At 38.4% G+C, this 13,669-nt stretch carries 9 protein-coding genes; 8 read left to right on the top strand and 1 reads right to left on the bottom strand.

Annotated features, from left to right (window positions below):
* The first annotated feature begins 8 nt into the window (after positions 1 to 8).
* The 8 genes from BQ5338_RS03975 (at position 9) to BQ5338_RS03940 (ending at position 12,767) form a co-directional block, all read left to right on the top strand.
* Positions 9 to 1,397, top strand: coding sequence for an SGNH/GDSL hydrolase family protein (locus BQ5338_RS03975; RefSeq protein ID WP_071145496.1), 1,389 nt, complete (start codon positions 9 to 11; stop codon positions 1,395 to 1,397).
* On the top strand, positions 1,394 to 2,878 hold the full coding sequence (locus tag BQ5338_RS03970) for a calcineurin-like phosphoesterase C-terminal domain-containing protein (protein WP_071145495.1): 1,485 nt from the start codon (positions 1,394 to 1,396) through the stop codon (positions 2,876 to 2,878). The genes BQ5338_RS03975 and BQ5338_RS03970 overlap by 4 nt, the downstream gene beginning before the upstream one ends.
* Before the next feature lie 12 nt (positions 2,879 to 2,890).
* Positions 2,891 to 4,894: a glycoside hydrolase family 97 protein gene (locus BQ5338_RS03965; protein WP_071145494.1), complete on the top strand. Its 2,004-nt coding sequence runs from the start codon at positions 2,891 to 2,893 to the stop codon at positions 4,892 to 4,894.
* Between the two features lie 8 nt (positions 4,895 to 4,902).
* Positions 4,903 to 7,086 carry an alpha-N-acetylglucosaminidase gene (locus BQ5338_RS03960; RefSeq protein ID WP_078063387.1) on the top strand — a complete coding sequence of 728 codons (2,184 nt, stop codon included), beginning with the start codon at positions 4,903 to 4,905 and terminating at the stop codon, positions 7,084 to 7,086.
* A 21-nt stretch (positions 7,087 to 7,107) separates the two neighbouring features.
* Positions 7,108 to 8,559, top strand: coding sequence for a calcineurin-like phosphoesterase C-terminal domain-containing protein (locus BQ5338_RS03955; protein ID WP_071145493.1), 1,452 nt, complete (start codon positions 7,108 to 7,110; stop codon positions 8,557 to 8,559).
* Positions 8,560 to 8,561: 2 nt separating this feature from the next.
* Positions 8,562 to 9,968: a DUF5009 domain-containing protein gene (locus BQ5338_RS03950; RefSeq protein WP_071145492.1), complete on the top strand. Its 1,407-nt coding sequence runs from the start codon at positions 8,562 to 8,564 to the stop codon at positions 9,966 to 9,968.
* Positions 9,969 to 10,098: 130 nt separating this feature from the next.
* Complete coding sequence (locus tag BQ5338_RS03945; protein WP_078063386.1) at positions 10,099 to 11,196, top strand: SGNH/GDSL hydrolase family protein; 1,098 nt, start codon at positions 10,099 to 10,101, stop codon at positions 11,194 to 11,196.
* Between the two features lie 239 nt (positions 11,197 to 11,435).
* Positions 11,436 to 12,767 carry an NAD(P)-dependent oxidoreductase gene (locus BQ5338_RS03940; protein ID WP_071145491.1) on the top strand — a complete coding sequence of 444 codons (1,332 nt, stop codon included), beginning with the start codon at positions 11,436 to 11,438 and terminating at the stop codon, positions 12,765 to 12,767.
* Positions 12,768 to 12,877: 110 nt separating this feature from the next.
* Here the strand turns inward: BQ5338_RS03940 and lpxA are convergent, their stop codons facing one another.
* The gene (gene lpxA / locus BQ5338_RS03935; protein ID WP_071145490.1) at positions 12,878 to 13,651 is read right to left on the bottom strand and encodes an acyl-ACP--UDP-N-acetylglucosamine O-acyltransferase; all 774 of its coding nucleotides are present in this window, start codon (positions 13,649 to 13,651) and stop codon (positions 12,878 to 12,880) included.
* Between the last annotated feature and the right edge of the window lie 18 nt (positions 13,652 to 13,669).

Here is a 13,669-nt window from a genome sequence, read left to right as displayed (position 1 = left end):
GATCTAGCATGAAAAAAACATTTTTTGTATTATATGCTTTTTGTCTTCTGCTATCTCCCATAGGTGCACAGCAGATTCCGTCATTCAAACCGAATGATGGAGTCATGTTTCTTGGAAATAGTATTACGGAAGGTGGGTATTATCACTCTTATATATGGCTTTATTACATGACGCATTTTCCTGATTTACCTCTCCATATCTATAATGGAGGAATTGGCGGCGATTGTGTGAGCCATATGAATTTTCGGTTTGATGCTGATATTAAAGTGAAAAAGCCGACTTATCTGATTTGCTCTTTTGGAATGAATGATTCTGGCTTTGATGGATATAATCAATCTGGTTCTGAAGAATATGCGACTAAGCAATTAAATAACGCACGTTCTGTTTTCGAGACCTTACAGCAAAAGATTCTGGCAGAAAAAACAATAAGAAGTGTAGTTCTGTTGGGTTCTCCACCTTATGATGAAAATGTAAAATTGGAAGGAGTTGAGGTATTGCATGGAAAGAATGAAACGATCAAAAGAATCATTGATATGCAGTCTGAAGTTGCCAATAACAGAGGTTGGGGATTAGTCAATTTCAATCCAGTAATGTGTGAACTAAATAAACGAGTTCAGCATTCAGACTCTACCGCGACCTTTTGTGGGGGCGACAGAATCCATCCGAATAAAGATGGGCACATGATAATGGCTTATTTGTTTCTGAAAGCACAAGGACTTGCCGGAAAAGAAGTTGCTTATTTCCATATCAATGCCAATAATAGGAAGGTGATGGATGAACGAAATTGTCGTATATCTCATTTAAAACAAAATGAAACTACTTTATCGTTTAAATATTTAGCTAAGTCACTTCCATATCCAATAGATACTATACCTCGTTGGGGGACAACAGGAACGGTACGTGATGCTATCAAACAGATTCCTTTTATGCAGGAGATGGATCAGGAAGTAATGAAAGTAGTCGGTTTGAGTGGGCTTTTCCGAGTTAGTATTGATGGAGTAGATATAGGTAATTGGAACGGAAACGAGTTAGATAGAGGGGTTAATCTGGCTGAAATAGCATTTACTCCCCAATATCAGCAAAGTCTTTCTATTATGTATTTGAATGAAGAAAGATGTGCCCTAGAAAAACGTTTACGCCAATATATGGCTATGCAGTATGTTTTCTTTAAAAATAGAGGACTACTCTTCGCCGATAATAGAGCGGCTCTTGATGCCGCTAAGGCAGAACGAAATAGCCATTATCTTGTGAAATATTTATATTCTAATTATACGCAAGCCATATTTCCACAAGTGCGTGAAGCATGGAAAGCTGAGATGAGTCAGCTGATTAGTGAAATATATAAAATCAACAAGCCACTTACTCGTTTGATAAAGATCGAAAGGATAAAAAAATGAGATTAAGATTATTATTACTTTTATGGGCATTTCAATGGAGTGTCTTTACTTTCAATGTTCAGGCTGCACTCACTCCAGTATATTACTATGGGGAAGTGGTATCCGAGGGTAAGGGAATTGCCAATGTTCCTGTAACAGATGGTACTCAGATTGTTCTTACTGATAAGAAAGGACAATATTCTATGCTAAGTACTTCTGCTGTAGAATACATTTATATCACTCTTCCTGATAAATACGATGTACCGATGAAAGACAAAGTACCTGTGTTCTTTCAAAAAGTACCTGCTAAATTCTCTAAAAAGGTACGTCTCGATTTTAAATTAACTCCGTCGTCTAAGGATAATAAAAAGCATATCCTGATCGTGTGGGCTGATCCACAGGTCTATTTTGATGAAGATATGGCACAGGTACGTCATGCTTCACAAGATGTGAAAGAATTACTGGCAAATAATTACCCCGGAATACCGGCTTATGGAGTCGTTTGTGGAGATATTATCGGTGATATAAATAAAAAACCTAGCTATTTTTCACCGATGATAGATGCAATACATGAAACGGGGATTCCTTTTTTCTATGTAATTGGAAATCATGACTTAGACTTGAATGTACGCTCTAATGAGTATGCTCGTGCAACTTACAAATCTTATTTCGGGCCAACCTATTATTCTTTCAACAGAGGTGATGTACATTACATTGTACTTGATGATGTTTTTTTTATTGGGAAAAGCTATTTATATGTGGGCTACCTTACTGAGCAGCAACTGCAATGGATGGAACAAGATTTAAGACAAGTGACTCCGGGATCTACAGTGGTTGTAGCCACACATATCCCCACTTACTCAAGAGAAGCACGTCAAAAAGAATGGGGAAAAGAATCGACTATGAAAGTGATGAATAACCGCTCTCATTTTTATGACTTACTAAAGCCTTACAATGCTCATATTATGTCAGGACATGAACATTATAATGAAAACTATGTCTTGGCGGACAATCTCTATGAACATGTACATGCTCCTTTGTCAACCTTATTTTGGCAAGCTCCTTGGGCATGTGATGGAACTCCGGGCGGGTATGCCGTTTATGAATTTGATGGGGGTAAGGTCAATTGGTATTATAAATGTGCAGATAAAGATAAAGATTACCAATTTGAGCTTTATCCAGTGGGTGCTAGCCGTAATATAAAAAATGCAATTGTAGCAAACATCTGGAATTACGATTCAACATGGAAAGTGAGATGGTACGAAAACAGTATAAACAGAGGTGAAATGACTCGTTTTTCCGGATATGATCCTGCTATTTATGACTATTGTGATAAATACAGTTCCACTTTCAAGCATAGGTATTTGGGAGCGGGTATTACCGAACACTTGTTTTATGCAGTTCCTCAGAAAAAAGACTCTGATATACGTGTAGAGGTTACCGATCATTGTGGAAATGTATATACTCAGGAAATGAAACAATCTAAATTAATAGAACAATAAAAAAGAAAGAAAATGAATCAGTTAACGGTATTAAGAAGAATCCTTTATATCCTAAGTATTGTCAGCTTCCTTTCGGCTTGTGGCGGAACAGATAATTTTGTATTAAAGTCTCCGGATGGTAAAATACAACTGACAGTCATGGGCAATGACAATATAGTCTCATACTCTGTGGACAAGGATAACAAAGCAGTAATACTTCCCTCCAAACTCGGTTTTGTTTTGGAGCATGGAGATAGTTTAAATCATTTTATTGTTAAAGGCACCGAACGCTCCTCTTTGGATGAAACTTGGGAACAACCATGGGGGGAAAGCCGGTATGTACGTAACCACTATAATGAACTGAAAGTGTTACTTCAGGAAGTAAAAGGAAAACGTAAACTTAATGTTATATTCCGTTTGTTTAATGATGGAATTGGCTACCGCTATGAATTTCCTGAACAGGAATCTATGGACTCTTTGGTTATCATGAGTGAAGAAACTGAATTTAAAATGCCTCGTGTAAACAAAGCTTGGTGGATTCCAGCTTCTGATCCATATTATGAATGTATAGCAAAATTCTCTGATATCAATAAGTTGGATACTGTACGTACTCCTCTTACAATGGAGACTGCAGCTGGCAAATATCTTTCAATTCACGAAGCAAACTTGACTGATTATCCCAAAATGAATCTGACAGTCAAAGATTCCGCAACTCTTTGTGCTTCATTGGTCCCTTGGGCTAATGGAGTAGCTGCTTATATCAAAACTCCGTTTGTTACTCCTTGGAGAACAGTTGTTATAGCTGACAAGCCAGGTGATCTTATTACTTCTCACTTAATGCTTAATCTCAATGAGCCTTCAAAAATAAAAGATACTTCTTGGATAAAGCCCGGGAAATATATCGGGATATGGTGGGAAATGCATTTGGGAAAAGGAACATGGTATTATGGTCCCAAACATAGTGCGACAACTGCAAATACAAAAAAATATATAGATTTTGCCTCGGAGAATGGTATATCTGGTGTTTTGGTTGAAGGATGGAATGTAGGATGGGAAGGTAACTGGATGAAGCGTGGAGATTCTTTGGACTTCACAAAGCCTTACCCTGATTTTGATATTAAAGAAATAACAGACTATGCTCGTGAAAAAGGAGTGGAGTTAATTGGACATCATGAAACTGCCGCTGCTACTCGTAATTATGAAAGACAACTTGACAAATCTTTTGCCTTCTATCAACAATACGGAGTACACATTGTAAAAACCGGATATGTTAACCGTCTGATGGACTTTAAAGAAGCACACGATGGACAGTATGGTGTACGGCATTATAGGAAAGTAATAGAAACAGCAGCCAAATATCAAATAGTTATTGATAATCATGAGCCCGTAATGCCTACCGGTATAGAGCGCACATGGCCTAATCTCATGACTCAAGAAGGAATACGTGGGCAGGAATACAACGCATGGTCCCCCGATGGTGGTAATCCACCGGAGCATACAACTGTAGTTCCTTTTACCAGAGGGTTGGCTGGTCCGATGGATTTTACGTTCGGTACTTTTGATTTTGCCAATGAAGCTTATCCGGGTACACGTGTTAACACTACGCTTTCTAAGCAATTGGCACTTTTTGTTGTTATTTACAGCCCTTTGCAGATGGCCTCAGATCTTCCGGAAAATTACAAAAATATAAAAGCGTTTGATTTCATTAAGGATGTACCTACCGACTGGGAGAAAACTTATGTTGTAGATGCAAAGATTGGTGATTACTCTGTGTTTGCTCGGCAAGATAGGAACTCTAGCGATTGGTATGTCGGTTGTATCACAGATGAAAATGCAAGAAAATTGGAGGTTCCATTGAATTTCTTGGATGCAGATGCTAAATATACTGCTCAAATATATGCTGATGGAGATGATGCAGACTGGAAAACCAATCCTACGTCTTTCAAATATGAGGAAAAAACATTAACCGCTTCAGATACACTTAATCTAAAACTTGCTACAAGTGGTGGATGTGCCATTCGTTTTATTAAACATTAAGATAGATGATGAAGAAAATACTCAGCATTCTCTTTCTTCTGTTCATCGTTTCTCAGATACGTGCAGAAGATGCCAATGTAACCGCTATGTGCCAAATGGCACAAAGGTTGTTTCCCAAAGAATCTTCTTTTTTTGACTTTCGTTTGTTGGATGATACTTCAGTAGATTACTTTACGATAAAAAGTGAAGAGAATAAAATCATTATTTCCGGAAACAATGCAAACTCTATGGCTGTAGGTCTGAATTACTATTTAAAAAATTACTGCCTAACTGTTGTTTCATGGTATAAAGAAGATCCTATAGAGTTACCTAAGGTTCTTCCTATGGTACCTGTGGAAGTCTCTATAAAGGCAAAAGTTTCTACCCGCTTTTTTCTGAATTATTGCACATTCGGATACTCATTGGTTTGGTGGAAATGGAGTGATTGGGAGCATTTTATTGATTGGATGGCTCTTAATGGAATCAATATGCCTCTCGCTATTACAGGGCAGGAAGCGATTTGGTATAAAGTCTGGAGCAAACTCGGTTTAACTGATGAAGAGATACGCGGGTATTTTACAGGACCGGCACATCTTCCATGGCATCGGATGTGTAATCTTGATGGCTGGCAAAGTCCACTACCTAAGGAATGGCTGGCAAATCAGGCAAAGTTGCAAGAACAAATTGTTGCTCGCGAACGTGAGTTGAATATGCGGCCTGTGTTGCCTGCCTTTGCTGGACATATACCAGCTGCATTGAAACGGGTTTATCCTAACATTAAGACAACCAGAGTAAGTGAATGGGGAGGATTTGCTGATCAATATCGCTGTACCTTCCTTAATCCGATGGATTCTCTGTATGCCGTAATACAAAAAGAATATCTTACCGAACAGACCCGTTTGTACGGTACGGACCATATTTATGGTATTGACCCATTCAATGAGGTTGATCCTCCTTCATGGAATGCCGATTCTTTAGGAATGATGGCTAAACATATTTATGAGTCTGTAGCTGCTGTAGATACTGAAGCTGTATGGTTGCAAATGACATGGCTATTCTATGCTGATATTAAACATTGGACAACATCGCGTATAAAATCGTATCTGCGTTCTGTGCCTCAAGACAAACTGATTCTATTGGATTATTTCTGTGAATATACCGAAATATGGAAACAGACCGATAGTTACTTTGGACAACCGTACCTCTGGTGCTATTTGGGTAATTTTGGAGGAAATTCTTTCTTGTCAGGTCCGGTAAATTTGGTTAGCGAACGTTTGGCTGATGCTTTGAAGAATGGAGGAAGTAATCTAAAAGGAGTTGGCTCTACCCTCGAAGGAATCGACCTGAATCAGTTTATGTATGAGTTTGTTTTTGATAAAGCTTGGGATAGCGGTCAGACGGATAAAGACTGGTTCCTGAGCTTGGCAGATAGGCGGATTGGAAAAGAGTCTCCTGAAGCAAGAAAGGCATGGGAAATACTCGCAGAGAAGGTGTACCTTCAGCCAGCGCAAGTTGGTCAGGGTACATTGACCAATGCACGCCCTTGTCTAAGAGGTAATGGGCATTGGACTACTAAACCAACAATTGAGTATCACTCTAAAGATTTGCTGGAGGCTTGGAAGCTACTGTTATCAGTAAAAGATTGCAAGCGTAATAGCTATGAATTTGATTTGGTCAATATTGGTAGACAAGTGTTAGGTAACTATTTCAGTGTGGTCCGCGATGAATTCACCGTTGCGTATGAAGCTGGAGATATACAGATGATGAAGAACCGTGGCGATAAAATGAGAGAGATTATAGCTGATCTTGACAAGTTAGTTAGTTGTCATTCCACTTTTTCCTTGAAAAAGTGGATTACTGAGGCACGAGATATGGGGCAAGATGCCGTCTCTAAAGATTATTATGAAATGAATGCCCGCTCTTTGATCACTATTTGGGGCGATAGTTATCATCTGACAGACTATGCCAACCGTTCATGGGCTGGCTTAACCAATCAGTATTATGCTATTCGTTGGGATCGTTTTATAAAGGAGGTGATCGAAGCAGCTGAAAAGAAAGAGTCTTTTGATGACAAAGCTTTTTTTGACGAATCATTAGTTTATGAAAATGAATGGGTCAAGCCTGCCAATGTTATTAAATATAATGAAGGTGGTGATGGTATAAAAGTGGCTCGACAAATCTATAAGAAATATGTTAAAGAGTTAATTCGATAAATTTATAAAATAGACTTTGATATGAGAATGAATAAACTTCAACTATTTTTTGTCTTTTTAATCTGTACTTGCTTGAGTCTTCCGACTCAGGCAAGTAACCTCATTTATATTATCAAAGGTAAAGTAACCTGTGAAGGTAAGGGAATTGAGGGAGTGATGGTTACTGATGGGTGTAGATGCGTACAGACCGATGCTTCGGGAAAATATAGTATACCTACTTTGGGAGATAACCGTTTCGTATATATTTGTACTCCTTCCGGTTATTTGACAGAACGGACAGGAAGTATTCCTTTTTTCTATTTCTCTGTAGATCATTCAAAGAAACAAACCTATAATTTCAGCCTGAAAAAGAACCCTAAGGATGACACTTCTCATGTTTTTATCGCTCAATCTGATATACAGGTTACTTCTAAAGATGAATTGACTATTTATCAGAATGTAGTGGATGATTGTAAGCAACTTCTCACTCATTATGAAGCAACAGATGTTTTTGGAATTGATTGCGGAGATATTGTTGGTGATCATCTTGAACTATATCCTGACTATCTGAAAAGGGCAGATCAATTGGGTATACCGATTTATCGGGCAATGGGCAATCATGATATGAATTATGATGGTCGCACTCATGAAACTTCCTACAAGACATTTGAAGATACTTTCGGTCCTTCTTACTATTCTTTTAATAAAGGAAATGCTCATTACATTGTAGTGAATAACAATTTCTTTATCGGACGTGATTATTTCTATATGGGGTATTTGGATGAAAGAATATTTTCTTGGCTTGATCAAGACTTGTCTCATGTTCCGGAGGGTTCACTCGTTTTCTTTATTATGCATATTCCTTCCTGCCAAAAGGAAAAACAGGATGCATTCTTGTATAATTATGAAATGATTGGCGATCAGATGGTAAATGCTGGTGCACTCTATAAAATATTGAAACCTTATAAAGCTCATCTTATCACGGGGCATACTCATTATAATCTTAATGTTATTTTTAGTGAGGATTTAATGGAACATAACACGGCGGCAGTCTGTGGTACTTGGTGGAAAGCAGATGTCTGCCTAGATGGTACTCCGCGCGGCTATGGCGTCTATGAAGTTAACGGAGATGATGTGAAATGGTATTATAAGAGTTCAGGCTATCCTAAAGAGTACCAACTACGTACTTATGCTGTAGGTAGTGCAAAACAATATCTGAATGACGTCGTAGCCAATGTTTGGAATTGGGATAAACGATGGAAGGTAGAATGGTTGGAAGATGGAAAACTCATGGGGAATATGACTCAATATACGGGACTAGATCCCTATACTTCTGTTGTCTGTTCTGATAGAGAGAAAATGGTCTACACCTGGATTGCTCCAAAAGCGACACAACATCTGTTTCGAGCAACTCCTAAAAATAAAAGCGCTCATATTGAGATCAAGGTGACAGACCGTTTTGGGGAAGAATATATACAAGCTATTGCCCAATAGATATGAATAAGCGCGCTTATGCTCTAGATGCTCTTCGAGGGTATGCCATTATCACGATGGTACTTTCGGCAACTGTTGCCTGGCGTACACTGCCCGGTTGGATGTATCATGCTCAAACCCCGCCTCCCGAACGAGCCTTTAACGCTAGTTTGACAGGAATCACTTGGGTCGATCTTGTTTTTCCGTTTTTTTTGTTTGCCATGGGAGCAGCATTTCCTTTCTCAATTGGAAAAAGGTTAGAGAAAGGAGAATCAAAGTTACGATTGATATATGAAGCCGTCAAGCGAGGAATGCAGCTAATTTTTTTCGCTATCTTTATCCAACATTTTTATCCGCATGTGCTCAGTAATCCGGAAGATGTACGAGCATGGTTGTTAGCTATACTCTGTTTTATTGTGTTGTTTCCGATGTTTATGCGCATTCCTATAAAAATGTCGGCATGGAAATCTCTCTGTGTAAAGATGATCGCTTATGCGACGGCCGTTGTCATGATGTTGACAACGCACTATGCCGATGATCGAATTTTTGATGTGGCATTCAATAATATCATCATATTGTTACTGGCAAATATGGCTATATTTGGTTCTATTATTTATCTTTTTACAATGAATAATCGTTCGGTACGAATTGGTCTATTAGCTATTTTAATGGCAATATTGTTGAGTGCTCAGGTAGAAGGCTCTTGGACACAGATTATATTTAATTATACTCCTCTGCCTTGGGCTTTTCATTTTGAGTATTTGCAATATCTCTTTATTGTAATTCCTGGAAGTATTGCTGGCGAGTATCTGCTGGAATGGATAAAGAGTAATGATGGAAATATTTCGTCTTTTGAATCTGTAAATAAGTGGAAAGCTTTTGGACTGATTTTTTTGACTTTAGCTCTAATCGTCATAAACTTAGTAGGACTATACACACATGCTATCTTTATGAATCTGTTGATGAATATATTGTTGCTGGTTACTGGCATCTTGTTACTACGCAGAGGAACAGGCTTTATTGTGTTGTGGAGAAGACTATTTATATCTGCTGCCTTCCTGATCATACTAGGTTTATGCTTTGAACCTTTTCAAGGAGGTATAAAAAAGGACCCTGCTACTTTCAGTTATCTATTTGTTACTTCCGGGCTGGCATTTATGGCGCTATTGCTTCTGAATATTATCTGTGATTATTTTCGTTGTCTTAAAAGTACTACCTTTCTAGTTATGTCGGGACAAAATCCAATGATGGCTTATGTTGTTGGAAATCTGTTTATCATGCCTGTAGCTAATTTGTTAGGAGTTGCTTCACTGCTTGTCTATTTCAATTCCAATGCGTGGATGGGATTCTTGCGAGGAGTGATATTAACTGCTTTATCTGTGCTAGTAACTATGTATTTTACGAAAATCAAATGGTTTTGGAGAACGTGAATAAGTTGTTCTCATTCTTCTACTTTGATATCGTTATTTTTTATACTTTATCAAACCTTATCATATTTAAGAATGATACGGATCAGCTTAATATAATTGAAAATAGTTTATGAATTTTATACTACCAATAATGAAACTTTTAGATGGAAAAATAACAAGGAGTGTACTTGTATTATTGCTTTTTGCACTGAGTACACGTGCTCAAATCGTATATCAGGATGCTTCTAATTTTCCTTTATTAGGAAAAGCAACTGAAAAAACTGGGGCGCATTATGAAAGGCTTCCAGATTCATTAAAGAATATTTCTCGTCCTCCTCTTTGGGCTTTAAGCCGTAACTCTGCAGGAATGGCTATACGTTTCCGAAGTACTTCTACTAAGATTGCTGTGAAATGGGAAAGTCTTTCGAATAATCATATGAATCATATGACTGATGTAGGAGTAAAAGGCCTCGATCTGTATTGTTTGGAAGAAAAAGGCTATTGGAGGTTTGTCAATAGTGCTCGTCCCACGGGGAAAACGACTGAAGTAACCATCATCGCCAATATGTTGCCAAAAGAGAGGGAATTTATGCTTTATCTACCACTTTATGATGGTTTAATATCACTATCGATTGGTGTGGATTCACTATCAAGCCTTGAGCAGCCAATGATAGAATCTCCTATTCGTAATAAACCTGTTGCCTTTTATGGAAGTAGCATTTTGCAGGGTGGTTGTGCTTCACGACCTGGTATGGCACATACCAATATTATATCACGGAGATTGAACAGAGAATGTATTAACCTAGGATTCAGTGGAAATGCCTTACTTGATTTGGAAGTAGCCAAAGTAATAACAGAAGTAGATGCGAGTGTTTTTGTTTTGGATTTTGTGCCTAATGCTTCTGTTGAGCAAATGAAAGAGCGAATGGAAGCTTTTTATCGGATCATCCGCAATAAACATTCCAATACTCCGATTATTTTCATAGAAGACCCTATTTTTACACACACATTATTTGATCAAGTAATCGCGCGAGAGGTGCAGAAGAAAAATCAGACATTGAATGAACTATTTAGTGCATTAAAGAAAAAAGGAGAGAAAAATATAATTTTGATACATTCCAAGAATATGTTGGGGGGAGATGGTGAGGCTACAGTCGATGGCATCCATTTTACAGATCTGGGGATGATGAGATATGCTGATCTGGTTTGTCCTGTCATACAAAAACTTCTAAGGAGCAATAGCAAATGAACAGATTCATGTTTGCTGTATAACACTTGCATACTTGATAAAATTTAAAAGTATACATCTATTTCATACATTCACATCTTTTTGTCGCTAATTATAACTTAGTTCACCCACCCTACTGAATTACCATATTAATTTGTTATTATTACATATTTAATTTCTTTATAATATATAAGCGCTAATATTTGTATTGTTGAGCCATAATGTCGTATATTTGCAATCTCAACATAGCAAAAAGGAGTATGTATAATGAATTAAATGAAACAAAAGCCTCTCCGTTTCAAGAGGTAAATATCGGCTATACCACAAAAGAAGCGATTAATGAAGCAAAGAGATGTCTTAATTGTAAGAATCCTTTGTGTGTGCAGGGTTGCCCCATAGATCATAATATCCCCGGATTTATTAATCAATTGTCTATGGGTAATATTGGTGCTGCAATGCAGATTCTCAATGAAAAGAGTAATTTGCCTGCAATATGCGGTAGGGTATGCCCGCATGAAAAGCAATGCCAGGGACACTGTATCCTCAATAAAAAGGGAAACCCTGTAAATGTAGGTAAGCTGGAACGTTTTATTGCTGATTTTGATAGTAACATGCTTTTAACAAAGGAGAAGCTAGTACCTAAGAATAGAGGTAAGGTGGCTGTGATTGGCTCTGGACCTGCCGGGCTGACTGTTGCCGGTGATCTGGCTCGCCAAGGATTTAATGTGGTTGTGTTTGAATGGCAAAAGGAACCGGGAGGAGTCTTGATGTATGGGATTCCGGAATATCGCTTGCCGAAAGAAATAGTACGCCGTGAGGTGAAGAAGATAGAGGCTCTGGGTGTGACTTTCATCAATGATTGTCGGGTGGGAGACCAGATAACGGTAGATGCCATGTTGGAGCGAGAGTTTGATGCGGTCTTTATAGGATCAGGTACGTCTGTGCCCAAAACATTAACTGTTCCGGGAATCACTTTATATCGAGTGTTGCAATCTTCTTACTTCTTACGTATGGTTAGTTTGTATAACAGCGGGGGAATTAATCGTGCTGCTGTGCCTCTGATAGAGGGAGAAGAGGTGGCGGTGATTGGTGCCGGAAACGTAGCGATGGATACAGCGCGTACTGCAATTCGAATGGGAGCAAAAAAAGTGAATGTCGTTTATCATCGGACGATAGAGGAAATGCCTGCTTTGCAAACAGAGTATAATGAAGCGGTAGAAGAAGGGGTAAACTTCCTCTGGGAAACGAATACGTTGGAATTTGTTGGAGAGAACAATACGCTGAAAGCTATTCGGGTAGAAGATCCTGAGGGCGAGAAGCTAATTCCGATGAATCGTGTGCTGATAGCTGTTGGCTCAAAACCTGCTAATAGGATCGTCTCTACTTCTTTAGGTATTGAAGTGAATGAAGTTGGTTATGTAATTACAAAAGATTTACCTTATGGCATGACTACTCGTAAAGGAGTATTTGCCGGTGGTGATGTGGTACATACTCCACAAACCGTTGTACTTGCAATGAAAGAAGCAAAGATGGTGTCTAAAGGTATTGCACAATATGTGGATGCTGTTAAGTTGTTGAGTTTGAGTGAATAGCTTTTGACGAAGACCCTGTCATAACCATATACTGTTCTTTATAGAACTAGAAAAGCCAACCAATCCATGATAGATTAGTTGGCTTTTTCTAATTTGTAGTACTATAATTGTTACTTGATAATACCTCTTCCTGCTTCCGAAGTTTCTACGAAACGGATGATTTCTTCAATCTCTTCGCTCATCGGAACTTGTTCGTGAATTCTCTTCAAAGCATCAAAGATACTGGTGTTCCCTTGATAGATCAGTCTGTATGCATTAGCTATATGTTTCACTATATGCTCAGACACTCCATTTTGAGATAGTACCAGTTCATTAACGCTATAGTAGTGAGTAGGATTACCTGCTACGACTACGTATGGAGGGATATCTTTGCTAAAGCGGCAACCACCTCTGACCAGGCTCCATGATGCCACATGTGCACCTTGTTGCACTACCACTTGGCTACCCAGAATGGCATGTGAATCGATCGTACAGTTTCCTGAAACTTTTACTCCATAACCGAATGAGCAATCATCAGCTACCTGACTGTCATGTGAAAGGTGAACTCCTTCAAAGAGCGTGTTGTTATTTCCTAAAACGGTCTTATCCTTTGAATGAGTAGAGCGGTTTATTACCACATTCTCACGGATCACATTGTTGTGTCCGATAATTAAAACCCCTTGTTCTCCTGTATAATTAAAATCTTGTGGTTGAGCTCCTAACACTGTATTCTGAAATACGGTGTTACCTTGGCCCATGCGGGTGCCGCTCATGATGCTTACGTAAGGCATGATGATACAGTTGTCACCAATCTCTACATTCTTTTCGATATAGGCAAACGGATATATCTCTACATTTTTCCCAATCTTTGCGCTGGGATCAACAAATGCTTGTGGACTAATCATATTTTATCCTTGTTTTTT

It is taken from the genome of Bacteroides ihuae (assembly GCF_900104585.1).
In the GTDB taxonomy this organism is placed as follows: Bacteria; Bacteroidota; Bacteroidia; order Bacteroidales; family Bacteroidaceae; genus Bacteroides; species Bacteroides ihuae.
The sequence above is the reverse complement of the archived record's forward strand: the minus strand, read 5'-3'. Positions and strand labels throughout refer to the sequence as shown.

Excerpts from the sequence above, each read along its gene's own strand:
- BQ5338_RS03975 (WP_071145496.1), top strand. The coding sequence starts at position 9 with ATGAAAAAAACATTTTTTGTATTATATGCTTTTTGTCTTCTGCTATCT.
- BQ5338_RS03970 (WP_071145495.1), top strand. The coding sequence starts at position 1,394 with ATGAGATTAAGATTATTATTACTTTTATGGGCATTTCAATGGAGTGTC.
- BQ5338_RS03965 (WP_071145494.1), top strand. The coding sequence starts at position 2,891 with ATGAATCAGTTAACGGTATTAAGAAGAATCCTTTATATCCTAAGTATT.
- BQ5338_RS03960 (WP_078063387.1), top strand. The coding sequence starts at position 4,903 with ATGAAGAAAATACTCAGCATTCTCTTTCTTCTGTTCATCGTTTCTCAG.
- BQ5338_RS03955 (WP_071145493.1), top strand. The coding sequence starts at position 7,108 with ATGAGAATGAATAAACTTCAACTATTTTTTGTCTTTTTAATCTGTACT.
- BQ5338_RS03950 (WP_071145492.1), top strand. The coding sequence starts at position 8,562 with ATGAATAAGCGCGCTTATGCTCTAGATGCTCTTCGAGGGTATGCCATT.
- BQ5338_RS03945 (WP_078063386.1), top strand. The coding sequence starts at position 10,099 with ATGAAACTTTTAGATGGAAAAATAACAAGGAGTGTACTTGTATTATTG.
- BQ5338_RS03940 (WP_071145491.1), top strand. The coding sequence starts at position 11,436 with ATGTATAATGAATTAAATGAAACAAAAGCCTCTCCGTTTCAAGAGGTA.
- lpxA (WP_071145490.1), bottom strand. The coding sequence starts at position 13,651 with ATGATTAGTCCACAAGCATTTGTTGATCCCAGCGCAAAGATTGGGAAA.